This is a genomic window from Cytobacillus sp. NJ13 (assembly GCA_030348385.1).
In the GTDB taxonomy this organism is placed as follows: domain Bacteria; phylum Bacillota; class Bacilli; order Bacillales; family Cytobacillaceae; genus Cytobacillus.
In genome coordinates, this window is record JAUCFP010000006.1 from 5227821 (window position 1) to 5251021 (window position 23201).

At 39.5% G+C, this 23201-nt stretch carries 32 protein-coding genes; 23 read left to right on the top strand and 9 right to left on the bottom strand.

Annotation, left to right across the window (positions count from 1 at the left end; translation table 11 throughout):
* The first annotated feature begins 45 nt into the window (after positions 1-45).
* The 4 genes from ablA to QUF73_25905 all read left to right on the top strand — a co-directional run bounded on the left by ablA (position 46) and on the right by QUF73_25905 (position 3180).
* Entirely contained in the window at positions 46-1476 is a 1431-nt protein-coding gene (gene ablA / locus QUF73_25890) for a lysine 2,3-aminomutase (protein ID MDM5229550.1), read from the top strand.
* 16 nt (positions 1477-1492) lie between these two features.
* Positions 1493-1780: a YokU family protein gene (locus QUF73_25895; protein ID MDM5229551.1), complete on the top strand. Its 288-nt coding sequence runs from the start codon at positions 1493-1495 to the stop codon at positions 1778-1780.
* A gap of 313 nt (positions 1781-2093) precedes the next feature.
* Positions 2094-2315 carry a YozE family protein gene (locus QUF73_25900; GenBank protein MDM5229552.1) on the top strand — a complete coding sequence of 74 codons (222 nt, stop codon included), beginning with the start codon at positions 2094-2096 and terminating at the stop codon, positions 2313-2315.
* Positions 2316-2484: 169 nt separating this feature from the next.
* A complete protein-coding gene (locus tag QUF73_25905; protein ID MDM5229553.1) occupies positions 2485-3180 on the top strand; it encodes a hypothetical protein in 696 nt (231 codons plus the stop codon).
* 26 nt (positions 3181-3206) lie between these two features.
* On the opposite strand, the gene QUF73_25910 is transcribed toward QUF73_25905, so the two are convergent.
* Entirely contained in the window at positions 3207-3368 is a 162-nt protein-coding gene (locus QUF73_25910; GenBank protein ID MDM5229554.1) for a hypothetical protein, read from the bottom strand.
* 175 nt (positions 3369-3543) lie between these two features.
* Here QUF73_25910 and QUF73_25915 point away from each other — a divergent pair, with 175 nt between their 5' ends.
* Positions 3544-3717: a YozD family protein gene (locus QUF73_25915; GenBank protein MDM5229555.1), complete on the top strand. Its 174-nt coding sequence runs from the start codon at positions 3544-3546 to the stop codon at positions 3715-3717.
* A 339-nt stretch (positions 3718-4056) separates the two neighbouring features.
* Positions 4057-4827 carry a sporulation protein gene (locus tag QUF73_25920; GenBank protein MDM5229556.1) on the top strand — a complete coding sequence of 257 codons (771 nt, stop codon included), beginning with the start codon at positions 4057-4059 and terminating at the stop codon, positions 4825-4827.
* Positions 4828-4902: 75 nt separating this feature from the next.
* On the opposite strand, the gene QUF73_25925 is transcribed toward QUF73_25920, so the two are convergent.
* Positions 4903-5760 (bottom strand): glycerophosphodiester phosphodiesterase family protein, encoded by an 858-nt coding sequence (locus QUF73_25925; GenBank protein ID MDM5229557.1) that lies wholly within the window; start codon positions 5758-5760, stop codon positions 4903-4905.
* Positions 5761-6065: 305 nt separating this feature from the next.
* Here QUF73_25925 and QUF73_25930 point away from each other — a divergent pair, with 305 nt between their 5' ends.
* Positions 6066-6374: a YodL domain-containing protein gene (locus QUF73_25930; protein MDM5229558.1), complete on the top strand. Its 309-nt coding sequence runs from the start codon at positions 6066-6068 to the stop codon at positions 6372-6374.
* 52 nt (positions 6375-6426) lie between these two features.
* Here QUF73_25930 and QUF73_25935 read toward each other — a convergent pair whose 3' ends face one another.
* Positions 6427-6576 carry a hypothetical protein gene (locus tag QUF73_25935; protein MDM5229559.1) on the bottom strand — a complete coding sequence of 50 codons (150 nt, stop codon included), beginning with the start codon at positions 6574-6576 and terminating at the stop codon, positions 6427-6429.
* 14 nt (positions 6577-6590) lie between these two features.
* A complete protein-coding gene (locus QUF73_25940; protein ID MDM5229560.1) occupies positions 6591-6719 on the bottom strand; it encodes a hypothetical protein in 129 nt (42 codons plus the stop codon).
* Between the two features lie 153 nt (positions 6720-6872).
* On the opposite strand from QUF73_25940, the gene deoD reads away from it, so the two are divergent.
* Positions 6873-7577 (top strand): purine-nucleoside phosphorylase, encoded by a 705-nt coding sequence (gene deoD, locus QUF73_25945; protein MDM5229561.1) that lies wholly within the window; start codon positions 6873-6875, stop codon positions 7575-7577.
* A gap of 314 nt (positions 7578-7891) precedes the next feature.
* On the top strand, positions 7892-8764 hold the full coding sequence (locus tag QUF73_25950) for a M15 family metallopeptidase (GenBank protein ID MDM5229562.1): 873 nt from the start codon (positions 7892-7894) through the stop codon (positions 8762-8764).
* A 19-nt stretch (positions 8765-8783) separates the two neighbouring features.
* On the opposite strand, the gene QUF73_25955 is transcribed toward QUF73_25950, so the two are convergent.
* Positions 8784-9029, bottom strand: coding sequence for a hypothetical protein (locus QUF73_25955; GenBank protein MDM5229563.1), 246 nt, complete (start codon positions 9027-9029; stop codon positions 8784-8786).
* Between the two features lie 189 nt (positions 9030-9218).
* On the opposite strand from QUF73_25955, the gene QUF73_25960 reads away from it, so the two are divergent.
* The 4 genes from QUF73_25960 to QUF73_25975 all read left to right on the top strand — a co-directional run bounded on the left by QUF73_25960 (position 9219) and on the right by QUF73_25975 (position 12737).
* Positions 9219-9731 carry a GNAT family protein gene (locus QUF73_25960; protein MDM5229564.1) on the top strand — a complete coding sequence of 171 codons (513 nt, stop codon included), beginning with the start codon at positions 9219-9221 and terminating at the stop codon, positions 9729-9731.
* A gap of 112 nt (positions 9732-9843) precedes the next feature.
* Positions 9844-10050, top strand: coding sequence for a cation transporter (locus QUF73_25965; protein ID MDM5229565.1), 207 nt, complete (start codon positions 9844-9846; stop codon positions 10048-10050).
* 151 nt (positions 10051-10201) lie between these two features.
* The gene (locus tag QUF73_25970; GenBank protein ID MDM5229566.1) at positions 10202-11680 is read left to right on the top strand and encodes a S41 family peptidase; all 1479 of its coding nucleotides are present in this window, start codon (positions 10202-10204) and stop codon (positions 11678-11680) included.
* Between the two features lie 127 nt (positions 11681-11807).
* Positions 11808-12737, top strand: a complete 930-nt coding sequence (locus QUF73_25975; protein MDM5229567.1) for an LCP family protein — start codon at positions 11808-11810, stop codon at positions 12735-12737.
* Positions 12738-12786: 49 nt separating this feature from the next.
* Here the strand turns inward: QUF73_25975 and QUF73_25980 are convergent, their stop codons facing one another.
* The gene (locus QUF73_25980) at positions 12787-13404 is read right to left on the bottom strand and encodes a class I SAM-dependent methyltransferase (protein ID MDM5229568.1); all 618 of its coding nucleotides are present in this window, start codon (positions 13402-13404) and stop codon (positions 12787-12789) included.
* A gap of 115 nt (positions 13405-13519) precedes the next feature.
* On the opposite strand from QUF73_25980, the gene QUF73_25985 reads away from it, so the two are divergent.
* The 3 genes from QUF73_25985 to QUF73_25995 all read left to right on the top strand — a co-directional run bounded on the left by QUF73_25985 (position 13520) and on the right by QUF73_25995 (position 15793).
* Positions 13520-13921: a hypothetical protein gene (locus QUF73_25985; protein ID MDM5229569.1), complete on the top strand. Its 402-nt coding sequence runs from the start codon at positions 13520-13522 to the stop codon at positions 13919-13921.
* Positions 13914-14834 carry a GTP-binding protein gene (locus tag QUF73_25990; GenBank protein MDM5229570.1) on the top strand — a complete coding sequence of 307 codons (921 nt, stop codon included), beginning with the start codon at positions 13914-13916 and terminating at the stop codon, positions 14832-14834. The genes QUF73_25985 and QUF73_25990 overlap by 8 nt, the downstream gene beginning before the upstream one ends.
* Positions 14835-14959: 125 nt before the next feature.
* Entirely contained in the window at positions 14960-15793 is an 834-nt protein-coding gene (locus tag QUF73_25995) for a hypothetical protein (GenBank protein MDM5229571.1), read from the top strand.
* Positions 15794-15838: 45 nt separating this feature from the next.
* Here QUF73_25995 and QUF73_26000 read toward each other — a convergent pair whose 3' ends face one another.
* A complete protein-coding gene (locus tag QUF73_26000) occupies positions 15839-16081 on the bottom strand; it encodes a DNA alkylation repair protein (protein MDM5229572.1) in 243 nt (80 codons plus the stop codon).
* Positions 16082-16198: 117 nt separating this feature from the next.
* On the opposite strand from QUF73_26000, the gene QUF73_26005 reads away from it, so the two are divergent.
* The 7 genes from QUF73_26005 to QUF73_26035 all read left to right on the top strand — a co-directional run bounded on the left by QUF73_26005 (position 16199) and on the right by QUF73_26035 (position 22005).
* Positions 16199-16465, top strand: a complete 267-nt coding sequence (locus tag QUF73_26005; GenBank protein ID MDM5229573.1) for a hypothetical protein — start codon at positions 16199-16201, stop codon at positions 16463-16465.
* A gap of 123 nt (positions 16466-16588) precedes the next feature.
* Complete coding sequence (locus QUF73_26010) at positions 16589-17569, top strand: WD40 repeat domain-containing protein (protein ID MDM5229574.1); 981 nt, start codon at positions 16589-16591, stop codon at positions 17567-17569.
* A 1-nt stretch (position 17570) separates the two neighbouring features.
* On the top strand, positions 17571-18245 hold the full coding sequence (locus QUF73_26015; GenBank protein ID MDM5229575.1) for a response regulator transcription factor: 675 nt from the start codon (positions 17571-17573) through the stop codon (positions 18243-18245).
* Positions 18242-19645, top strand: a complete 1404-nt coding sequence (locus QUF73_26020; GenBank protein ID MDM5229576.1) for a HAMP domain-containing sensor histidine kinase — start codon at positions 18242-18244, stop codon at positions 19643-19645. The genes QUF73_26015 and QUF73_26020 overlap by 4 nt, the downstream gene beginning before the upstream one ends.
* 16 nt (positions 19646-19661) lie before the next feature.
* On the top strand, positions 19662-20123 hold the full coding sequence (locus QUF73_26025) for a FixH family protein (GenBank protein MDM5229577.1): 462 nt from the start codon (positions 19662-19664) through the stop codon (positions 20121-20123).
* A gap of 451 nt (positions 20124-20574) precedes the next feature.
* Positions 20575-21324, top strand: coding sequence for a CAP domain-containing protein (locus QUF73_26030; GenBank protein MDM5229578.1), 750 nt, complete (start codon positions 20575-20577; stop codon positions 21322-21324).
* A gap of 183 nt (positions 21325-21507) precedes the next feature.
* On the top strand, positions 21508-22005 hold the full coding sequence (locus QUF73_26035; protein MDM5229579.1) for a GNAT family N-acetyltransferase: 498 nt from the start codon (positions 21508-21510) through the stop codon (positions 22003-22005).
* On the opposite strand, the gene QUF73_26040 is transcribed toward QUF73_26035, so the two are convergent.
* Together QUF73_26040 and QUF73_26045 are read right to left on the bottom strand one after the other, a co-directional pair.
* Positions 22002-22499: an Hsp20/alpha crystallin family protein gene (locus QUF73_26040; GenBank protein MDM5229580.1), complete on the bottom strand. Its 498-nt coding sequence runs from the start codon at positions 22497-22499 to the stop codon at positions 22002-22004. The two genes, QUF73_26035 and QUF73_26040, sit on opposite strands and share 4 nt — an antisense overlap.
* 13 nt (positions 22500-22512) lie before the next feature.
* Positions 22513-22995: an Hsp20/alpha crystallin family protein gene (locus QUF73_26045; protein MDM5229581.1), complete on the bottom strand. Its 483-nt coding sequence runs from the start codon at positions 22993-22995 to the stop codon at positions 22513-22515.
* Positions 22996-23201: the final 206 nt, after the last annotated feature.

Consider the following 23201-nt stretch of genomic DNA (forward strand, 5'->3'; position numbering starts at 1 on the left):
TCTTGCAGTATGTATTTGAAAGAAATCCATATAGGGGGAATTTAAATGAAGAACTTTTTATATAAACCGGATCGGCACTGGAAAGACATTGAGCTGTGGAAGGATGTCACAGAAGAACAATGGAATGATTGGCTTTGGCAGCTGACAAATACAATTCGCACTGTTGATGATCTGAAGAAAGTCATAAATCTCACTCAGGATGAGGAAGAAGGGGTGAGGATCTCGACCAGGACGATTCCGCTGAACATTACACCTTATTATGCTTCACTAATGAATCCGGATGATCCGCGATGTCCGATTAGAATGCAATCGGTACCAATTTCAAAAGAAATATATAAAACAAAATATGACCTTGAAGATCCTTTGCATGAAGATGAAGATTCACCTGTCCCTGGCCTGACGCACCGTTATCCTGATCGTGTCTTATTTTTAGTGACAAACCAATGCTCCATGTATTGCCGCTATTGTACAAGGAGGAGATTTTCCGGTCAAATTGGCATGGGAGTACCGAAAAAACAGCTTGATGCAGCGATCAGCTATATCAGGAGTGCCCCTCAGGTTAGAGACGTTCTTATATCTGGCGGGGATGGACTTTTAATCAATGACAATATCCTTGAATACATTCTGAAGAATTTGCGGGAAATCGATCATGTTGAAATCATCAGAATCGGCACGAGGGCACCGGTTGTATTTCCGCAGCGGATTACCGAAAATTTATGCAATATCCTGAAAAAGTATCATCCGGTATGGCTAAATACACATTTTAATACTTCTATTGAAATTACCGAAGATTCTAAGAGAGCATGTGAGATGCTGGCAAATGCCGGTGTTCCAGTTGGCAACCAATCCGTTATTTTGGCGGGCATAAACGACAGCGTTCCAATTATGAAAAAACTAATGCATGACCTTGTTAAAATCCGGGTCCGGCCTTATTACATTTATCAATGTGATCTATCTGAAGGCATTGGCCATTTCCGCGCACCAGTTTCAAAAGGGCTTGAGATCATTGAGGGATTAAGAGGGCATACTTCGGGATATGCGGTTCCAACTTTTGTTGTGGACGCGCCTGGGGGAGGCGGAAAAATCTCCTTGCAGCCGAATTACCTGATATCACAAAGTGCCGATAAAGTGGTCCTTCGTAATTTTGAAGGAGTCATAACCACTTATCCGGAGCCGGAAAACTATGTTCCTGGCCGTGCTGAAGGGTATTTTAAAGAAGTTTACCCGGAAATGGATGAAAAACGGTCCAATGTCGGAATAGCCGCGCTGATGAATGATCAGCAGTTTAATCTTGTACCTGAAGGGCTTGCAAGACTTGACCGCCGAGAAAAATATGAAAGCGATCCGTCCCATAGTTCATTGAAGGATAAACGTGACAAACGGGATGAACTAAAGGAAAAGAAATTCAATGCCCAGCAGACGAAGCAGAATCCATCAGCTGAAACGGATGCCGAGACGGCAGCGGCAAAGGAATAGGAGGCTAAGAATGCAAATTAAATGCGCATGGTGTGAAAGCCCAAATATAAATGAGAGCAGGGAAACTGTTTATTGGGAGCTGCCTGATGGAACAAGGGCCATCCAAATCAATGAGACACCTTCCATTTCCTGCAGCGATTGTGATATGGTTTACCAGTCCGATGATCTTGTTAAGGAGATTGAGGACCAACTATTTTTAATTGATGCGAAAAAGATCGGAAAAGAAATAAATTTTGAAAAATTGATGGAGCAGCCGAGGCTGCTGAAGCGAAATTATTTCGATTTCTCTTCCTATGATAAGTAAGTGATAAGGGCTCGAGGTCATAAGACGAGCCGGCCAAAAGGTTAAAGAACAACCTTTCAGCCGGCTCGTCTTATGCTTGAGGCCCGCAGGACATGGAAGGCTTCGTCAGCATAAACATCGCACGACCGAAAGCGATAGCTTTTGGGAGGATGCGGGTCAAGCAGACGTTGCCACAGGACGTGGCGCTTTTAGTCTGCGTTCCTTTATAAGCGGGCGCCTTCCGCTTTTCTTATGAATTAGTAGACGAACTGAGCACATTTCAATTATAGTAGAAAATAAATTAATGAACGACAGAAAAAAGGAAGGCGTTAGTATGTCCAAAACTTTCTATCACTTTTTAATGAAGTACAGGCACCCTGCACCGAAGGATCACATCAGCCGTTTTGCCAATGATGCTTATGAGGATCACAGCTTTCCGAAAACAGCCTATGATTATGATGAGATCAGCTCTTACCTTGAAATGAATGGAAGTTATCCTGAGAGCATGTCTGTATTTGATGAAGTCTGGGAATTGTATATTCTTTCTGAAAGCTAAATGATTTCTTGGAAACACTCCGTCTATTGGAGTGTTTTTTTATTTGAAATCAATTCAGGACGTCTGCGCTTTTTGCTTGATTGTGATGAACGTACGGACGATTTTCATAAAAAGTGCATATACTATTGTATTCAATACTCACGACTCAGTCATTGAGAGGATGGAGGAAATGAGCAAAAAGAAGAAACCAAAGTACAAAATCGGTGATACAGTCGTGATCACTATTTATGGTACAGTCGGAAAAGTAACAGATGTGAAATGGCTAGATGATATGTACGTCTATGAAGTCAATAAAAGCGAAGGTCTATATATGGAATCCAGCCTTCAAATGCTGTCTGAGTATGAAGGTGAGATTATGGAAAAGGAACATATTGACATCGAATATAAATACTTTTTTGGCGACCTTGTCCAAGTCAAGGGGTATGGTTCGGATCTTTTCAAAATAGTAGGCTTCAGGACGGAAATTTGGAGATACAAAGAAGATGCATGGGAAGATGTTATATATGAGCTTTCGAGAATAAATGACGGGGAATGGCTGGAGGCAGGCGAGGAAGAGCTGACACTCGTTGCGGATGCTGAAAGTGCAGATGCTTTTATCCAGAAGCTGGGACTCCTTTATATGATCAACAAAAAAGAAAAGCTGCCTGAATTAAAGGAATCCGCTCATTCATTCCGCAAGGCAGAAAAGGAATTGCTTGAAGGCATAAAAGAAAGAAAAGTGCTGATTGATGGTTTGCTTGATATATATAATGATTATCGTATTCTTTTTGAAATGTTTCAGGATGATGAGTATAAGCATATCATGCGGGTTATACTCAGAAAACTTAAGCATATTGCCAATAATGATGATAAGAGCACTGTTTAAAAACAGCTCAGTGGTTTAAGCTCTTTTTAGAGCCAAGTGATTAGGAGATACAGTAAAAACGGGATGCCAAACCATATGACCAGCTTAAACCAGGCATTTAATAGATTGCTATAAAGATTTATGATGGAGCTTTCTTCACGATTGACATCTTCTTTAATTATTAGGGCCAGTCTGGATATACTTGACATGTCGCTCCTCCTCAATTACTGAATAAAATGGATCCTTATTAGCTGCTTATCCTATATGTATGTCCTTACTAGAGAAAAATGCACTGTAAGACAAAATAAAGAATTACTTTTCTGAAAGTTGTTTTGCATGAATCCAGTCAGTGCTTCATACATTTTGTACAAAGGGGGCGTTGCTGTGAAGGAAATAGAGGTAGTAATAGATACGGAAGAAATTGCTGAGTTTTTCTTTCATGAGCTGGCAAAAAGAGGTTATGTTCCTACTGAAGGAGAATTGGATGAACTTGCAGATATCACATTTGAATACCTCCTGCAAAAGTGCATCATTGATGAAGAAATTGAAGACGACTAATATAGAAAAATGACGAGGAAAGGTGCTCGTCATTTTTTTGCGGAGCAGCAGGAGCATCAAGCACATACATATTCTGAAACATCGAATAAAAGCACACATCATCTTTCAAGAAAACGCTTAGAAATGATAAAGCAAATTCCGCAAATATAAAAAATATCCGGCAGCACATCAAAAAAATGAAACTTTTCTTGTTATGAGCACGTATATCTAAATGAAACAAGTGCTTTGTGTTATATATAGTAAAGACTGCCGGAAATGTTTAAAAAAGTTGGCCGGCTTGAAGGTAAATCTTCAATTGGGAAAGAAATAAAATAAAAAAAGAACTAGGGAGAGAAGCATATGTCATTTTTTAATAAGGTCCTGGCAAGTGTGGGAATTGGATCGGCAAAAGTCGATACGAAACTTGAAAAGGATTCAGCAGCCCCAGGTGAAGTCCTCAGAGGCGTTGTCGAGATTACAGGGGGAAGCACCGAACAGAAAATCGATGATATTTATCTTTCATTGAATACTACTTATATTAAAGAATCAGATGATAAAAAATATACAGTCTCCGGTTTGATTGACCGTTTCAGGCTTGCTCAATCCTTCACCCTGGCTGCGAATGAACGAAAGGAGATTCCATTTACCTTTAACCTTCCAGCTGACACACCTTTGTCTTTTGGGAAAACAAAAATTTGGGTGGCGACTGGGCTGGATATAAAAAACGCGGTGGATCCTGCCGATAAGGATTATATTCGAGTTGTGGCAAACCCGCTAATGGATTCTGTATTGAACGCTGTTTCGAGTATGGGATTCCGTTTGCGGGAAGCAGAATGCGAACAGGCTCCGCACCGCCTCCGCAGAAGGCTGCCGTTTATACAAGAGTTTGAATTTGTTCCAGTCTCCGGTCCTTTCAGAGGAAAGCTGGATGAACTGGAAGTTGTATTTTTTCCACAGTCAAATGGAGAGACTGAGATCCTGATGCAAGTAGACCGCAAAGCGAGAGGGCTGGGCGGATTCCTGGCAGAAGCATTGGAAATGGATGAAGCCTTTGTCCGTTTCACTGTTACAAATGCAGATATTCCTTATATGCAGCAAAAGCTACAGTCTGTCATTGCAAAATATGCTTAAATAAATGCTGACGAAAACGATGGGTGACGCCCATCGTTTTTTTATGCTCAGACTGTGGCTGTGGAATGCATATAGTTATGCCAGAAGTGTTTTTAAGAAATCCTGTCCTTTTAAAAATGGGGTGATTAACGCGTACATGATTGAGTCGGGAATTCTCTTCTCATCATCGGAAATAATTCCATGAACACCGAGCCGCTGCATGTCTGCAAACTGGTATGGCTTGCTGATGGTCCACGAGTAAATCTCATAACCGAATAACTCAGCTTGGTTAATGAAAGACTTGGAAAGTAAGAGATGGTGAACAGATAGGAAAGAGGCAAAATCGCGGTAGGATGCCAAATGAAACAAATCCAGGTGTTTGCTCAGCAGCAGGCCAGCAGGAATTTCGGGAGCAAGCTGGTGGAATTTTTTCATCTCATTAATATGAAAAGATTGGACTTTTATGTGATTGTCTGGTTTATAAGAATTTAGCATGTCTGCCAGAGTTTCTGTCATGCCAGGCTGATTTTCAGGTGATTTCATTTCAATTATGATTCCTGTTTTTCCGCTGACTTTTTCTAATACTTCATTTAATAATGGGATTTTTTCACCGGCAAACTCAGGAGAAAACCAAGATCCTGCATCAAGCTTTTTTATATCCTTAACCGTCAAATCCTCAATCAGCCCCTCGCCGTCGGTAGTGCGCAAAACATTAGCGTCATGGATAACGACTAGCTGATTATCCTTGCTCAGCCTTACATCTAACTCGATATAGTCAAAGCCCAATTCAATAGCTTTTTCAAAGGAGGCAAGCGTGTTTTCCGGTGCAAGTGCGGATGCGCCTCTGTGTGCGATAGACTGAAAAGGCATGAGAGGCTGAAAAAAATAAGAAATAGTCATTATTACCAATCCGATAAGGATTGAATATATAACAGGCTTTTTAGATACCCACAATTTTCATCACCTCCCGAGAAGACTTTTATACATAATATGCAGGTTAAACACTTTTGAAAGCGTTTTCTTTATGAAAAAAACCGTGAATCGACAAAAGTAGTATTTTTTTGATGGAGGAAGCGACAAGAAAAATGGCTAATTAAACAGTAATAGAAAATTGTTCTTAGAAATTTTGGCCGGCAAGTAAAAAAATGTCATAAAAAATGCTTTTAAAGACCTTATTCGTCAAAGCAGCTGACAGATCACTGCGATTAATAAGTAAATAAGTCAAAAAAGCGGATGCATAGAAAAGAGGAGGATACCAAATGCTGAAGGAATTAACAAGAATCAAAAGAAAAGAATATGATGTGACGATCTTTCAAACACCTAAATTTAGGGACAAAAAAGGCTTTCAGCAAGTATATCGCCTAAATGTCGAAGCACTAACCCATGTGGAATGTCTGGATTCAGTTTTTAGGAAGTTTAATGTGCATGACCGGATCCCTGGGGATTTTGATGGCCGATTTATTTCCACAGGGGATATACTCTATATTGATGAAGGCAGGAGAGGGCAATTTTATTACCAGCTAAAGCCGGGCGGCTGGGAAGAAGTTAATCGAATACATATACGCTAAATGAAAAAGCAGGAGGTCAGTATAGCTCTCCTGCTTATTTTTATTAAATATTTTATTCTGTTATGTTTGATCCCGGACTGTTTTTGCGTTTATTGGCAGTGTACTCCTTGCCGTGGGCTTCTTGCTCTGCAATAATTGCTTCAGCAGGAATATGATTATTTTTCTTTGGAGAATTTATACGGTTACGGTGCTTTTTGCCCATCCTAATCCCTCCGATTATCGATTGCTTTTTGTTTTGACTGTTTTGGATGTATGAGGCTCGGTATTAGCCCTTGATGATGGATTTGTCTCATTGGCATGCTGAACGGCCTGCCTGATTTTTTTGCTCATTCCTTTTTGCGGCATGATTACAACCTCCTTTGGAAAAGCTAAAAATAGCTTGCCCTTACAGAAAAAAAACATGCCTTATGTAATTTGTTTCTAAGTGATGGCACATATGGTATAGTTTGACTTGGAAGCATTTACAGAGGCTTCAGAAATAATTTGGAGGTTTTGATTATGAGCATACATATCGGTGCTAAAGAAAACGAAATTGCGGAAACGGTCCTGCTTCCTGGAGATCCTCTGCGTGCAAAATATATTGCAGAAACATTTCTGGAAAATGCAGAATGCTACAATGAAGTCCGCAACATGTTTGGCTATACTGGAACGTATAAAGGGAAACGCATATCAGTTCAGGGCACAGGCATGGGAGTTCCATCCATTTCTATCTATATTAATGAACTGATGCAGAGCTACAAGGTTCAAAACTTAATTAGAGTAGGCACATGCGGTGCGATTCAAAAAGATGTGAAAGTTAGGGATGTAATCCTGGCAATGAGCTCTTCTACAGACTCCCAAATGAATAGGCTGACTTTCGGAGGAGTTGACTTTGCGCCGACAGCTAACTTCGATCTTTTGAAAAAAGCTTATGATGCAGGTGTTGAAAAAGGATTAAACCTTAAAGTCGGAAATGTATTTACAGCAGATATGTTCTATAATGACAATGCTGATCACGAAAAATGGGCACAATATCAGATTTTGGCTATTGAGATGGAAACGGCTGCGCTATATACACTTGCAGCGAAGTTTGGCCGTAAGGCGCTTTCTGTCTTAACAGTCAGCGATCACATCCTAACAGGTGAGGAAACAACTTCTGAAGAAAGACAAACTACCTTCAATGAAATGATTGAAGTTGCACTTGAGGCTGCTGTTAAAGAATAAAGGAAATGGAAACTGGTTCATTGAGAGCCAGTTTTATTTTTTTTTGAAATTTAAATAAAAAAATTAAAAAAATTCAAATCTGCAAAACGCAATTTGTGCCGTTTGTCCTGTTTTTTACACAATTATGGACTAGTTGACTTGTAGTGTTAAAATAGTAATGGTGCAAAGAAAAAGAAAAGCGGAAGCGCCTTCGGAACAAGTAAAGATCACTTGTTCCTGCGAAGTTAGTCCAATGAAGCATTCCTTGGTGTTCACCCACGACACTCGAGGGGGCAGGCTGCTTGCGCTAGACAAAAAAAGACAGGTGAGTTTGAATGAAAAAGATTATAATTATGGCAGGGACTCTTAGCCTCCTGCTTTCCGGCTGCAGCCAGCTTGATCCATATTTGGATAAGGTCCAGCCGCTTATTGAAAAAATACCGTTCATTGGGGAAGAAAAAAGCCTTGAGGAACCTCCTCAAGAAGATGAATCCTCAAAAAAAGAAGAAAACAGTGCGGAGGAAGCAGGCAACGAAGAGAATGAAGAAATTCAAGATGATCCTCTTTCATTGGAAGCTTCATATTTTAATGATATAAAAGCTGTCGATGGCAGAAATATAATCCAGAACCCTGATAATGTGATGGTCCTTGTCAACAAACAATTCAGCCTTCCGGATGGCTATGAACCATCCAAGTTAATGATCCCGGATGTTGCATTTTCATATGGTAAATTAGATTTGGAAAAAAGCTATATGCGGCAGGACGCAGCCCAGGCCTTGGAGAAGCTATTTACCGGAGCATTGAATGAGGGTGTGGAATTATTTGCTGTTTCCGGATATCGCTCATTTACACGGCAGTCACAGGTTTTTGAGGCAGAAGTAAATAGAGTGGGGAAAGAAAAAGCGGTTCAGGCTGTGGCAATTCCCGGAAGCAGTGAACATCAGACAGGACTTACAATGGATATCTCCAGCAGAAGTGCAAACCTTGAGCTTTCAGAAGAATTCGGGGAAACAAATGAAGGAAAGTGGCTTGCTGAAAATGCACATCGCTACGGTTTTATTCTCCGCTATCCAAAAGGAAAAGAAGCCATCACAGGTTATAAATTTGAGCCTTGGCATTTCCGATATGTGGGTACAGAGGCTGCAAAAGTCATTTATGAAAAGAAATGGACTTTGGAAGAATACTTCGATATTGTTAAAAAAATCTAAGAGGCCAAAAAGGCCTCTTTCATTTGTTTCTCTGCTTTGATCTGCTTTTCCCCGATTGGAAATAGTAAATAACTGCTAAAATAAGAGGAACAACCGGAAGGGCCGATAAAAAGCGGAGTGTGTTTTCTGCTCCTGATAAATAATATCCTAAAGGCAGCAGAAGAAGGAAGCTGAAAAATGCAAGTTTCCATGACTGGTTCATGACTCCGGCAATAAGGCTGATCAGGGAAAGTGCGAAACTTAGCCATAATACTGCGCTTATCATAATATTCACCCCTTAAAAAGTGATGGAATAGCTGAAGTCTGGCTGTTTCGAAAGGATTGGGAGAATTCTTGTGGGTTTTTGAAAAGAGACTTTATAATAAAATATGGTTTACAGCGGCAAAACATTAATCTTTTATTTTCTGGATGCTCCCATGTAAAATATAATAAAAAGGGTAATTGAGGGAATAATATGATTTTTCTGAGTGAGCTAACAGGCAGGGATGCGGAAAAACTTTTAAATTTTGAAAAAGAAAACCGTATGTATTTTGAACAATATGTCCCTTCGCGAGGGGATGCATATTATTCAGTGGATTTCATTATTGCTTCAATCCTGCAAATGAAGGAATCGAGAAGTTATGATGAGTATTATATGTACCTAATTAAAAATGAAAATGACGAAATAGCCGGGCGGATAAATGTTTACAATATTAACCGAGAGACTCTTACAGGGGAAATCGGCTATAGAATTGGGGAGAATCATACAGGATTGGGCTATGCTTCAAAAGCAGTTGAATTAATAATCAGAGAAGCTAAAGAGGTATTAGGATTAATCTGTCTTAAAGCACTGACCATGTCATTCAACGAAGCTTCAGGCAAGGTTCTGAAAAAAAATGGATTTATTGAAAAAGAAAAACTGGAAAAACATTTGCCGTTTAATGGTGAGAAGTTTGATGCCATGGTATTCTGCAAGAAACTTTATTAAGCTATTTGTTATATGGCCTGTTGGTATTGCCGGCTGTTGACCGTATGTTTATTAACTTCCTTTAATGAGGTATAAATATACCAGGTTTCATTATAAAAAGGAGGCACATACATTGGAAAAGGTTTCACTTAAAGTTGTGGGCATGACCTGCAGCCACTGCGAAGAGGCGGTCAAAAATGCCCTTCTCTCCATTGATGGCGTGGCAAGCGTCGCAATTGCCTTACACGACGAACATGCAGATATTGAGTATGACTCGAAAAAAGCTGATAAGGAAAACTTAATAAAAGCGATAGAAGATCAAGGCTATGGGGTAGCCTAACAAAAAGAAGGAGCGCTTTAGCATATTTCGCTGGCGCTCTTTCAAATTTTACACATACGCATTTTTCTTTGTTATTTTTTCGATAAAAATGTTATTCTAATCATTAAGGATTGTACATAGTTATTTTACGGTAACGAAAGTGGTGAAGAGTTTGCAAAATGAAGATGTAAACAAAGAAACTTCCGAAACACCAGATACTAACCATTCAGGTTTTATCCGCATGAAAAAGTTTCATTTTGTCATGCTGCTGTTTTTTATTGTTTTCCTTTCAGCTGGAATTACTACCTTTGCATTGGCTTTTGGAGATGAAAAAGCAGTAGATGTTGGAACAGGCGAAAGAAGGGAATTTGATAAGCTTTATACAGCTTATGATACCCTTAAAACAAACTATTTCCAGGAAGTTGACCAGGATAACCTTATAAACGGCGCTATTAACGGTATGCTTGAAGCGCTGGATGATCCATACTCAGACTATATGAACGAGGAAGAAGCCAAAAGCTTCCATCAGAGTATTTCATCCTCATTTGAAGGAATCGGAGCTGAAATCCAGGAGCAGGAAGGCTATATTGTAATTGTTTCACCATTAAAAGGTTCACCTGCTGAAAAAGCAGGGCTTAAACCGAATGACAAGGTCCTGTCAGTTGATGGAAAAAGCCTTCAGGGAATGAGTTCTACAGAAGCCGTTATGCTGATCAGAGGCGAAAAAGGCACTAAGGTAGAACTTTCAGTTCAGCGCCCTGGCGGGGATGAGCCTATGAATATTTCCATTACTCGCGATACTATCCCGCTTGAAACCGTCTATGGGGAAATGCTTGAAGATGGTATTGCTAAAGTGCAGATTACTACTTTCTCGGAAAATACTTCTAAAGAGCTGGTGGAAACTCTGAATGAGCTGCAAAAGCAGGGCATGAAAGGATTAATCCTTGATCTTCGCCAGAATCCTGGGGGCCTTCTGGATCAGGCAGTGAAAATTTCCAGCCTGTTTGTCCCGGATGGCGAGATTTTATTCCAAATTGAAGACCGCAATGGAAACAGGGAAGAAGTTAAATCAACGCAAGAAGAAAACCCGAATATTCCTTTAGTAGTTGTGATTGATAAAGGAAGCGCAAGTGCATCAGAAATTTTGGCCGCAGCAGTACACGAGTCTGCAGATGTGCCGCTTGTCGGTGAAAAGTCGTTTGGAAAAGGCACAGTCCAGCGTGCACAGGACTTCTCAGATGGATCTAACATGAAATTCACTACTGAAAAATGGCTGACTCCGGATGGAAATTGGATTCATAAAAAGGGAATAACACCAGACCACAAAGTGGCCTTGCCTGATTATGCTACACTGCCATTTATTAATCCTGACACTGAATTAAAGCTTTCTGCTTCTTCAGCTCAGGTTAAAGCAGCACAGCAAATGCTGAAAGCACTTGGGTATGATCCTGGAAGAGAAGACGGTTTCTTTGATGAAAAAACAGAACAGGCTGTCAAGGAATTTCAGGCTGCTGAAAAGCTTGAACAAAATGGAGTATTATCAGGGCAGTCTACCCTTAGACTGATGGAAAAACTCCGTGAAAAAATTGATCAAAATGATACGCAAATTCAAAAAGCAGCCGAAGTGCTGAAAGAACAAATAGAATCTTAAGGTAAAAGCTCTCCATTTTTTGGAGAGCTTTTTCTATGGATACATGTATTCCTGTTATAGAAAATGGGTATATAAAGCATTCATCTTTCCCACAATGATAGTAAACTTTACAATAAGCAACGGTGGGGTGATTCGCTTGAAGAATATAATAATTGGTTTTTTATTGGCTGCAGCCATCCTGTCCGGCTGTACTTCCTTTCAGCAAAAAGAAGATCGCAATGAGGTAAGGCAGGATTCTTCAGCTGATGAGGCTGAAAAGGAAGATAAAGAGCCATCCGCTCTTGGAAATGAAACGAAAAACTTTTTGCTGATAGGTGTTGACAGCAGGGGAGAAGAGGAGTCACGTTCAGATGCTATTCTTCTAGCCAGTTATGCACCTTCTGGAGATTCGATTAAATTGGTCTCTTTAATGAGGGACAGCTATGTAAAAATTCCTGATTATCAATATATGTACAGCAAACTGAATCATGCTTATTATATAGGCGGCAAGGATTTATTAAAGGATACAATAGAACAAAACTTCGGAGTCCAAATCGATCATACAGCAATTATCGATTTTAAGGGATTTACAAAAATGCTTGATGCCATTGCCCCTGACGGTATTGAATTGGAAGTCAGTTCTGCAATGATTGACGATATGGGATTGGATTTGGAGCCCGGCAAGCAAAAACTTAAGGGGAGCGACCTTTTATCGTATGTGAGATTTCGCCATGATGGACAAAGTGATTTTGGGAGAGTGGACAGACAGCAGGAAATTTTGATAGAGCTTAAAGATGAAGTGATGAATCAATTCTCATCACCTGCTGGTTTGGCAAGGTTTCCGGAAGTGATCAGCCAGGCATTGAAATACGTTGAAACTGACTTAAAGATTGAGGAAGCAATAGCTTTGGGTGTTTCATTTTTAATGGATCCTGTTACTGATATTGAAACACTGAGGGTGCCGATTACAGACAGTTTTGAAAATAAAACATATGAGCATGCCGGATCGGTTCTCCAGCTGGATTTCGAGGAAAACTCTGAAGCACTTAAGCAGTTTTTGAAGGCTGAAAAAGAATAGTGCAGATATGAGCCATAGCGCTTTAAAAATGAGGAGCCAGTGGGGCTCCTCATTTATTTTTTCTGCAGACCGCAATCCCAAAAGGGTAGTGTTTGCCTTCTCTTTTCGGTTCAATAAGAACACTTCTCTGATAATAAAATTCCGTCTCTCCGTATGACTTAAACAGATCGGTGAATTCATCTTCAGTCAGCTGATGATAATGGAATGGCTCTCTCGTTGGTTGTCCCCTTCCAGCGCCGAATGGAGTGGATAAAATGAGAGTCCCTCCAGGCTTTAGCATCTTATAAAGGCTGTTAAGAAATATTTCTTCTGATGCCAGGTGTTCAAGTGTTTCAAAGCTCGTTATCACATCAAAGAATCCTAATTGATCAGTGAGGTTTTCATCTTCTGCATTGGCTTTTACAAATTGTACAAGAGGATGATAGTGGTGCTGCCTGGCATATTTCAGTGTATCTTCATCAACGTCCACTGCGATAATTTCATTGATTTCTTTTTTCTTGGCTTTTGCCATAATTTTTGAGCCGTACCCCGTTCCGCAGGCAATATCAAGGACTCTTCCTCTGGCATAATAAATGGCAAAATAGTAACGCGCCAAATGTTCCAGAAGCATTCCGTTTGTAATGGGCATTTCCTCCGGTATGATTCTTTCTCCGGTATTTTCTAGCATATTAACTCCACCATCCTTATTAGAGATTATAGCAAATATGACTTATGGTTTGTATGGACTGATAAAATCATATACAATGTGTCATTAGACAGGATAGCTATAAAGAGGTGATCCTTTGAAGCAGATAGTGGAACTTAATGAGCAGACCCGCAATCAAATATCAGATATAGAACAAAAGTGCGAAAAGCTTGCAGAAAAACTTCTTAATAACTATAAATCAGTCTTTCAAACCGGCGGGGAAAATCTGGTAGTGGACCTGATCAGAACCATTAAAGGCCGCTGTGCATCAGAAAATGATGTTTTTAAAGTTGATTATGAGTCCATTTTGGAATTGGGAATTGAAACGGAAGATGATTTTTTTCCAAATGCATATATTCCCATCTGGAAATGCAAACAGGAAATGTTTCATTCAGTTGGTTATTTAACAAATCTTGATATTGATGCAATAGAGAAGAAAATGATAATTATGATTGAAGAAATGCTTGCAGATCGTGAAGAAGGGGAAAAATATGAATAAAACAGAAATATATATATTATCAGGTTTTCTTGGGAGCGGGAAGACTACACTTCTTAAGCAGCTGCTCCAGGATGAAAAAAAGCAAGGCAGGAAAGTGGCAGTCATGATGAACGAGCTTGGGAAAGTATCAATTGACTCAGACGTGGTCGATGAGGATGTACCTTTAAAGGAGCTGCTTGACGGATGCATATGCTGTACAATCTCAGATAAGCTGGAAGCTCAGCTTCAGGAATTATTGATGGCTGATAAGCCGGAAGCGATCTATATTGAGACAACAGGCGCTGCACATCCCATTGAAGTTCTGGATAGCATCCTTTCCCCCCTCTTTGCAGAACGCATGCTGGTAAAAGGGGTTCTTTCTGTTGTTGACGGTCCCAGATGGCTTAATCGAAAGATGTTAAGCCCTCAGATTCAGCAGCTCTTAATTGAGCAGGTGCGGCATGCGGATTTAATAATTTTAAATAAAGCAGATGAACTTACCGAAGCGGAACAGGCGCGGCTTACGATGGAGGTTCAGGGTCTAAACAGCCAGGCATTCAGCATCTTAACATCGTACTCAAAGGTCGCTGTGAAGGAGGTAAGAGGCATGTCTTCCGGGAAAAAAAGCCCCGCATCCAGGTCACATGTTTTTTCTGATCTACGCTTGAGCACTTTTGTTTATCAGTTTCAAAAACCTGTCAATCAGTCTGAATTTGAGGACTTTCTAAGAGGTATCCCTGATACTGTTTACAGAATAAAAGGTTATTTGAAACTGAATTCATCAAAGTACCCGTTTCTTTTTCAGTTTTCTTATGGAATGCCGCTGTATATGCAGGAGAACATAAATATGCCCCTGAATATGGTTTTTATAGGAGAAAATCTTGACTGGGGAAAAATTGAAAAAAGGTTAAAAACCTTAGAAGGCATTAATTAAAGTTAAGAAAAATCGCACTCAAATTGTGCGATTTTTTTATTCCTAAGATGAATGAAAAAAACCTGTTTTTGGGAAACTCAATATATAATGCTGAACCGAAAAAACTTAAAAAATGAGTGGAACTTATGAAAACAATACACGCAATCATGATCTTCATTGTTCTTCTTGCTGCAGGAGGCACACACACTGCTGCAAGCGAAGAGGGGATAAGCTGGCAAATTGAGATGATCCCTTGGAAAAAAGTGAATGGGATATTGCCTAAATACAGTAAATTTACTGTTCTGGATGTTGAAACAGGCAAGAAGTTTAAAGTTCAAAGACGAGCCGGCAGCCATCATGCTGATGTTCAGCCATTAAATGCTGAAGAGACAAAAATAATGAAAAGCATTTATGGAGGAAAATGGAGCTGGAAGCGGCGGGCAATCATTGTTATTAATGGAAATCAGTGGATTGCCGCTTCGATGCATGGAATGCCCCATGGAGGCGGAGCACTGAAAAACAACTTTCCTGGGCACTTCTGTATTCATTTTTATGGCAGCACCACCCACCGTACCAATTACATGGATTTATCACATATGCTGATGATCTTAAAAGCAGCAGGAAAACTTGATGAATATCTCTATAATGCAAATCCATTTGAAGTAATCAGTGCATTCATGGCCGGATTAAAACAGCAGGATCCCAAGCTGGTACAGCCCATTTCCCTCCAGCCCTCAGCCTGGAAAAAAATCCTGCCCAGCATAGAAAATGTAAGGCTAAGTGCGATGCCTGTCCTTCCTGCTGAGGATTTGACAGACGAGCTGAGCTTGGAAGTGCCGGTAGAAGCAGACTGGTTTATAAAAAACCGCGGCAGACTGCATTTTCGAGGCAGCATCTATCTTGTTCGCTTTTCACAAGCGGACCCATGGAAAGTGGACAATAAAAGATTCCTAAATGAAAATAAGTTAGTGAACGAATAAAAGCTTGAGAATAATATCTCAAGCTTTTATTCGTTTTCAGCAAGACTACTGTTTTTCGCCAAATTTGATGAATGTGCGCTCGTCTTCTACAAGTCCGCAGGCCGCACACTGCACTCTCTTGTCAGGACCTTTATAAGGCATATGGAATGGGGACAGCTGTTCATTACTGTACTCTTCTAATACATTCCCTGTCTGCGGATCCATTTTGATGGATTGAGGCACCTGCTGAATAATATTAAATCGGCTTCTGTTGGTTTTACAGTTTGGGCACCGATAAGGTGAATTCATTAACTCATTCTCCTTTCTGGCATATTAGCTATATTTTTTGCATTTATAAAATTATTTATGTAAAAATACATCTAAGGAAATATAATGGTTTCCTGTTTTGGAAGGGAAGTGGCAGTAATGAGTGCAGACTATGAAAAGCTTCTGAATGAATACCGGAAGCTTTGGAATAACCGGAAACTCGAAGAGGATCATAATGCTGAAATGATATTGAAAGAAGCAATCTCCAGGGAACTAAAGGATGAAAATTCCCATCCTAGAGTCCGTAAGACGATCTATGAAAAATTTTACCTTGCGGTTAAGAGGATAACACATTCAGAGTTGGATGAAACAGCAAAAAACGCACTTATCCAAATGCATATCAATGAATTTGAATATTTGAAATAGGAAGGGTAAAGCTTCCTATTTTTTTTGAATTCAGCAGGTTTTCTATAGGTTTCATGATCCTTTCACATTTATCTCACATTCTTAAGGTAAGATGAAGGTAAGATAGTCATAAGGAGAAATGGTATGTCAAATAAAATTTATTGGTTTTTCCTATTATTGATATTAGCCGCCTTCCTTACTTCCTGCTCAGAAAAGAGACAGCCTGCAATTCCTGAAGATATAACTTTTGCTGCTACAGTGAATATAAAGGATATGACCTTATCTTTTGTGGACTTGGATAAAAAGGAGCTGGCGGAAGAGTGGATCATGGAGAAACCTTATACAGGGGCACTGATTCTCCCGGACAATGATTCCATTCTTCTTTATGGAAAACAGCTTGAAACGGCTGATCAATATTCCTTAAAGGAAGGAAAACTGATTGATAGCTGGGAGACAGGAGAAGGTATCGTCAATGGCATCCTGCTTAATACTAATGAAATAGCTTTTGCCGATCAAAACTTAAATAAAATTAGGTTCTTTAATGTAAATGGAGAGGAGGAAAAACAGGTCGAGACGGAAAAAGATCCGCTTACCCTCCTCGAATCTGTTGAAGAGAATAAGTTGTTTGTCCTAAGCTTCAATCATGAAAAACTGGGAATTATCAATCTTGAATCAAAAGCAAAAAGCGGGGAATTTACAATCCATCCTTCAGCAGCCGGTGCCTGGCTTAATGAGAAAAGCGGTGAAATCTGGATTGGCGGTCATGGAGAAGGAGTTGAGATTGAACAAAATATCCATGTGTATGACACTGAAACCGGGGAGTTAAAAAAGAAAATTTCAGCTGCTTCGATGCCGATTAATTTTCTTGGACAAGAAAATCATGTATATGTCTTAAGCCATGGATCAAATATGTTATATAAAATTAATGAATCAGGGGAAGAAGCTGCCTCTGTCTCGGTTGCAGCAAATCCCTTTGAAATGGCTTTTGCAAAAGATATACTTTTGGTCGCCGGTTATGACAGCAATGATTTACATATACTAGAGCCAAAAAATTTAAAAACCCTTAAAAATATTAAGGTTGGAGAGGGCCCTTTTAAAATAGTCATTAGGGAGAGTGTGAAATAACATGCTGAATATCCTGATTATAGATGATGAAGCAGATATGAGGCATTTGATTGAAATGTACTTGGGGAATTCAGGATTTACATGCTTTTCAGCAGAAAGCGGCTTTGAAGCATATGGCATACTGGAAAATAATGTGATGGACTTAGTGATTCTGGATATAATGATGCCTGGTGAAGATGGATTTGAAGTATGTTCTCGAATCAGGGAAAAATCAAATGTGCCAATTATATTTCTCTCTGCCAAGGGAGAGGAATGGGATAAAGTGAAAGCTCTGCAGATAGGAGGGGATGACTACATTGTCAAACCTTTCAGTCCTGGAGAACTTATTGCCAGAATGAATGCTGTCCTCCGAAGAACAGGCGGATTAAAAAATGACATGGATTCTATTCAAATTGGAAAGATCACAATTGACAAAAAAGCAAGGAAAGTCTCAGTTGCGGGGAAGCAGGTCACGCTTACTCTTAAAGAATATGAATTGCTTCTATTTTTTATCGAACATAAAAGCCAGGCATTAAGCAGGGAGCAGCTGCTTGAATATATATGGGGCATTGATTATACAGGAAGTTTAAGAACTGTGGATACTCATATTAAAACGCTGAGAATGAAGCTGGGGGTCGGGGACTATATCCAAACAGTCTGGGGAGTAGGCTATAAATTCGAGGTGCCAGGTGAATGAAATTCCTGACCAATAGCCTGGCCAAAAAAATGTGGCTGACAGTGACAGCCGCGATTATCATTACAATCTTATACTCCTATTTTTTATCTTATTTATTTTATGAAAAAATTTATGTGGAAAATGTAAGGGAATCCCTGCTGACTGAAGGGAGGAGCCTTTCGTCAGAGTACGAGGGGGGTCCATTGACAGAGGATCTCAGGGGAAAAATCGATTGGTATAATTCAAAATCAGAAACAGAGGTTTTTATTGTCAGTAATCCCAGAGAGCTTAGCGCCTGTCTGCCTTTTGAAATTGACTATCAGACACTAATAGGTGAAGAAGAACGTGAAGAGCTGCTTAAAGGCAATGCAGTTGAAAAATTGGGCTATGAAAAAAGGTTCGACCGAAAGATTATGGGTGTCATTATTCCGCTTCTCGATGATAATCGGCTGCAGGGCATAATATATTTATATGTTCCTCTTGTAAAAATTTCAGAGATTACCCAGGATTTTACGTATCTTTGGTTTGCAGCCGCAATGGTTTTTACGGTTATCAGCATCATTTTAGGTACCATCCTGGTTAAAAAACTGACAAAGCCTCTAATGGATATGAAGGCTGCAGCAGACCATGTATCAAAGGGACACTATGATATTACTTTAAACATTGATTCCAAGGACGAAATAGGCCAGCTGGCAAATGCTTTTAACCATATGTCTTCATCCATACAAAAAGAAGACGAAAAGAAAAAGGATTTTCTGGCAAACGTATCGCATGAGTTAAGAACCCCCATTAGCTATGTAAAGGGCTACAGTGAAGCACTCATTTCCGAGATGGCAGAATCTGAGGAGGACAGGCAAAAATATTTGCAGCTGATACTTAGAGAGTCAAAAAGGATGGAACGTTTGGTGGGAGACCTGCTTGATTTATCTAAACTTGAATCCGACGAATATAAACTTGAAAAAATGCCGCTGCCGCTGGGACAGCTTATAGAGGATGCTATTGAAAAATACAAGCCTATCCTCCGTGAAAAAAATTTGGATTTACAATACCGCCTGGATCCTGAAGTAATCGTCAATGGGGATGAAGGCAGGATTGAGCAGGTTATCCAAAATATTATGGACAATTCAATTCGGTATACAGCCGAAGGCAGAATCATGATCCGTTTATCTCAAGAGAAAGATAAATGCGTGATTGAAATAGAGGATACAGGGATAGGGATTTCTGAAGAACATTTAAGCAAAATTAAACAAAGGTTTTATAGAGTGAATAAAGGCAGAACGAGATCAGATGGCGGCACAGGCCTTGGTCTTGCGATTGCAGAAAAGCTAGTCAAGCTCCATCAAGGTGAGCTGACTGTTTTAAGTGAATTAAATAAGGGGACGACGGTTAGAATCGTGCTGCCGCTGTTCGAAATAAGGTAAGATAAAGGAGATTATGATGAAGAAGCTATTAAATATTTGGCTCCCAGTAATGATCATGGTAAGCCTGACAGCCTGCAGCAATAATAATGCAGCTGAGGAAGAACCGCAATTCCTGGAAGTCGATTTATCCATTAATCCTGAAAAAGCAAAAGCAAATGAGCCGGTAGTTTTTGAAGCAAAAGTTACATATGGGGAAGAAGAGGTTACAGATGCTGATGAAGTAAAGTTTGAAATCTGGAGAGCGAATGCTGAAGAACATGAAAAAATTCTAGTTGAACATGCGGAAAACGGGATTTATCGTCTGGAGAAAAGCTTTGAGGAAGAAGGAACCTACTATATATATTCACATGTAACGGCTCGAAGGATGCATAATATGCCTAAAAAAGAATTTGTTATTGGCCAGCCGAGTAAACCTGAAGAAGAATCAGGCAGCCCGGAAATGGAAACTAAGGATGAGAGTGGTTATGGCAGCCAGTAAAAAGCAGCAATGGCTGCTTTTTGTTTTGGATCTGTGAAATTCTCCAAAAACTTTTCCTTTAAGGGTATAAATACCCAAATTCGGGTACATATACCTACAACAATTGTTACACTGGTGTAATAAAAGTAAAGAATAGTATCAGACTAAAAACCTGTCAATAGCGATGTTTTAGTATATAAATGGCATTTGTTCAGAGCGGCTTCCACTAAAGAGAAAAAAATCCAGACATTTGAATACCCATTTATGAATAACCCTAAACCTTTTAATATAAGGATTTATGAAAAGTTGTAACTCTATTTTTACTAGTTTCAAAGTCTCTTAGGTGAGCTGAAATCAGGTATTTGTAAAATCTGTCCAAAAATATTACGAAAAACCCTGTGTTATGATGATTGTGCAAGTCACACAGCACCACACACCAAAGAAAAAACAAACACAGGGAGGATTTATATATATGAATAAGAAAGTTATTTACTCAGTAGCAGCGGCAGCAGCATTACTAGTATCAGCACCAGGAGCTAACCAAGCGGACGCAGCTTCAAATTGTCCTACTCCTGAGCAAGCTAAAAAAATTCAAATCTCTCAATCTGGCAACCTAAGCCAGGAGCAGATTAATAACATTCTTCAAAAATACCTTAAAAACTACAATATTAATTGGGGAAATGTTCAAGTAAATAAACAGGATGCTCAGAAGCCGGCAGCTCCAGCAGCTCCAGCAGCACAGCCTGCAAAAGCACAAGAAACAGCAAAAGCTCCAGCAAAAGCTCCAGCACAGCAGCAAGCACCTGCTGAACAGACAAAAGAAGCAGCACCTGCAACTTCTGAAGTAAGTGCTTACGAGAAGAAAGTACTTGAATTAACTAACCAGGAACGTGCAAAAGCAGGAGTGCCTGCACTTAAATTGGATGTTGAATTAAGCAAAGTTGCTCGTGAAAAATCACGTGATATGCAGTCTAAAGGATATTTTGACCATAACAGCCCAACTTACGGTTCACCATTTGATATGATGAAGCAATTCGGCATCTCATACACTTCAGCAGGCGAAAACATTGCTATGGGCCAGCAGTCTCCTGAAGAAGTTGTACAAGCTTGGATGAATAGTGAAGGCCACCGTAAAAACATCATGAATGCAAACTTCACGCACCTTGGTGTTGGCCATGTTGCTGACGGTAACTACTGGACTCAAATGTTCATTGGAAAATAATATGTGATTGAGTGAAAGGCAGCCTCTTTAGGCTGTCTTTTTATTTGTTTTTGCATTGTCATCTGAATTCCGTTTTTTTCCTTGCGATTCAATATAGTATCTGCTTCGCCTCTATGTATGTATTCAATCATTCATAGGAACATTAGTAAAAGACACTAAAATCAGAATCAACAGGTGATTTCAATGGATATTAGAAAAGGAACAAGAGACGATTTGAAAAAAATTATGGATATCGTCCAGCAGACTGTTAACATTATGGAATCCGAGGGGAATGACCAATGGAACCGGACTTATCCCCAGGATCAGGATTTTTTAGCTGATGTTGAAGCAGGCAATTTGTATACGGCCATATATGATGGAAAAGTTGCAGGTTCCATTACTGTCGATCAAACCCAGGCAAAGGAATATATAAATGCCTCGTGGAGAAAGGATGAGCCATGTTTTGTATTTCACCGTCTGGCAGTAGATCCTGAGATCAGAGGCGAGGGAATTGCGAGCAAGTTAATTATATTTGCTGAAGAACATGCAGTCAGCAAAGGGATTCTGTATATGAGAACAGATACATACTCTCTGAATAAAAAGGCTCAAAGATTATTTGAAAAAAACGGATATGTCAATACAGGTACAATCTATATGGATAGGGACAACCCTTTTTATTGTTATGATAAACTGCTGGATTAAAGCTTTTCTTCACTCTTTACAAAAATGGGTATTATTTCTTTCTCTTCGAATAAGATGGGAAGAGAAATGGAAAGTATTCCATTTTCGAATGACGATTCTATCGAATATTTATCAACAGGCATAGGGAGGGTCAGCACTTTTTCAAAAGATCTGCTATGTCTTTCTTTCAGAAAATAGCGCAAGTGCTGATGAAATGATGAACATTTTCCTTTAATAATTAGTTCATTTTGTACGAGAGATACTTTAATGTCATTTTTGCATACACCGGGGAGCTCAGCTTCAATTTTGATATTCCCATTGTACTCATACATGTCACATCGCGGATAAATATTCTGATTCGATAAAAAGCGATTGATTTTTTCCTGCTCCAGTCCTGAAAAGGAATGTTTTTTATTGTGGCTGGAATTTTCAGGGGATACAAAGGTTCCCCAGAAATCCTGGTTCTGATATTGGACGGACATTTTTATTAAATCTTTCCATTTATCCAGCTCCATAAAGATGCCCCCTTTATAATATTTCGGTTACTTCAATTTCTGAATATTGCATATCGACGTTTTTAGGTATTTTTATCTCCATATACCCCTCTTTGCAGCTGGCTGCTGACCCTTTTTTCCTGACAATAGCAGGGAGGGTTATGATATGCTTATCGTCTTTCTCAGGAATATGTTCAATAATCATTTGGTTGGATGTGTGGTAAAGTTTCATTTCTTTTAACCAGTCCTCGTTTTTGACGGGGAATCTCACAAATACATAATCATGTGTTTCAAAGACGGATGCATTCAGTGGTGCAGGATATGGCTGGTGATTAGCTCCGGGGGCTGCTGTATTAAAGCCTTTTATAAAATCTGATGTTCCGGCCATTCCCTGCATATTTTGAGGAAACATTTGCCCCATGATATTTCGAACATATTTATCAATATCCTCCGGTTTCATTTGATGGGGAGGGTTTTTCATGTCTTTATTAAATGGGAAAAGGTTCCATGGAAACATCCTTCTCATCCTTTCCATGCTAAACTGCCGGCAAGGCTAATGCTTCATCACTATGCCATATATTCTATGCGGATAGACGCCTATCCGTTAATAATGGATCTTTAAGTTTTGCACAGCCCAGTTGAAGAAGGTGAAAAAAACTTCTTATTATTTGCATTAATACACTGTAATTACTAGTATATTGGTATTGATGTATATAAAATTTA

Coding starts and splice junctions, on each gene's coding strand:
- QUF73_26000 (MDM5229572.1), bottom strand. CDS start 16,081: ATGAATTCACCTTATCGGTGCCCAAACTGTAAAACCAACAGAAGCCGA.
- QUF73_26020 (MDM5229576.1), top strand. CDS start 18,242: ATGAAATTCCTGACCAATAGCCTGGCCAAAAAAATGTGGCTGACAGTG.
- QUF73_26005 (MDM5229573.1), top strand. CDS start 16,199: ATGAGTGCAGACTATGAAAAGCTTCTGAATGAATACCGGAAGCTTTGG.
- QUF73_25935 (MDM5229559.1), bottom strand. CDS start 6,576: ATGGGCAAAAAGCACCGTAACCGTATAAATTCTCCAAAGAAAAATAAT.
- ablA (MDM5229550.1), top strand. CDS start 46: ATGAAGAACTTTTTATATAAACCGGATCGGCACTGGAAAGACATTGAG.
- QUF73_25900 (MDM5229552.1), top strand. CDS start 2,094: ATGTCCAAAACTTTCTATCACTTTTTAATGAAGTACAGGCACCCTGCA.
- QUF73_26015 (MDM5229575.1), top strand. CDS start 17,571: ATGCTGAATATCCTGATTATAGATGATGAAGCAGATATGAGGCATTTG.
- QUF73_26045 (MDM5229581.1), bottom strand. CDS start 22,995: ATGTTTCCATGGAACCTTTTCCCATTTAATAAAGACATGAAAAACCCT.
- QUF73_25950 (MDM5229562.1), top strand. CDS start 7,892: ATGAAAAAGATTATAATTATGGCAGGGACTCTTAGCCTCCTGCTTTCC.
- QUF73_25990 (MDM5229570.1), top strand. CDS start 13,914: ATGAATAAAACAGAAATATATATATTATCAGGTTTTCTTGGGAGCGGG.
- QUF73_25940 (MDM5229560.1), bottom strand. CDS start 6,719: ATGCCGCAAAAAGGAATGAGCAAAAAAATCAGGCAGGCCGTTCAGCAT.
- QUF73_26025 (MDM5229577.1), top strand. CDS start 19,662: ATGAAGAAGCTATTAAATATTTGGCTCCCAGTAATGATCATGGTAAGC.
- QUF73_25910 (MDM5229554.1), bottom strand. CDS start 3,368: ATGTCAAGTATATCCAGACTGGCCCTAATAATTAAAGAAGATGTCAAT.
- QUF73_25920 (MDM5229556.1), top strand. CDS start 4,057: ATGTCATTTTTTAATAAGGTCCTGGCAAGTGTGGGAATTGGATCGGCA.
- QUF73_26010 (MDM5229574.1), top strand. CDS start 16,589: ATGTCAAATAAAATTTATTGGTTTTTCCTATTATTGATATTAGCCGCC.
- QUF73_26030 (MDM5229578.1), top strand. CDS start 20,575: ATGAATAAGAAAGTTATTTACTCAGTAGCAGCGGCAGCAGCATTACTA.
- QUF73_25960 (MDM5229564.1), top strand. CDS start 9,219: ATGATTTTTCTGAGTGAGCTAACAGGCAGGGATGCGGAAAAACTTTTA.
- QUF73_25995 (MDM5229571.1), top strand. CDS start 14,960: ATGAAAACAATACACGCAATCATGATCTTCATTGTTCTTCTTGCTGCA.
- QUF73_26040 (MDM5229580.1), bottom strand. CDS start 22,499: ATGGAGCTGGATAAATGGAAAGATTTAATAAAAATGTCCGTCCAATAT.
- deoD (MDM5229561.1), top strand. CDS start 6,873: ATGAGCATACATATCGGTGCTAAAGAAAACGAAATTGCGGAAACGGTC.
- QUF73_26035 (MDM5229579.1), top strand. CDS start 21,508: ATGGATATTAGAAAAGGAACAAGAGACGATTTGAAAAAAATTATGGAT.
- QUF73_25980 (MDM5229568.1), bottom strand. CDS start 13,404: ATGCTAGAAAATACCGGAGAAAGAATCATACCGGAGGAAATGCCCATT.
- QUF73_25930 (MDM5229558.1), top strand. CDS start 6,066: ATGCTGAAGGAATTAACAAGAATCAAAAGAAAAGAATATGATGTGACG.
- QUF73_25905 (MDM5229553.1), top strand. CDS start 2,485: ATGAGCAAAAAGAAGAAACCAAAGTACAAAATCGGTGATACAGTCGTG.
- QUF73_25955 (MDM5229563.1), bottom strand. CDS start 9,029: ATGATAAGCGCAGTATTATGGCTAAGTTTCGCACTTTCCCTGATCAGC.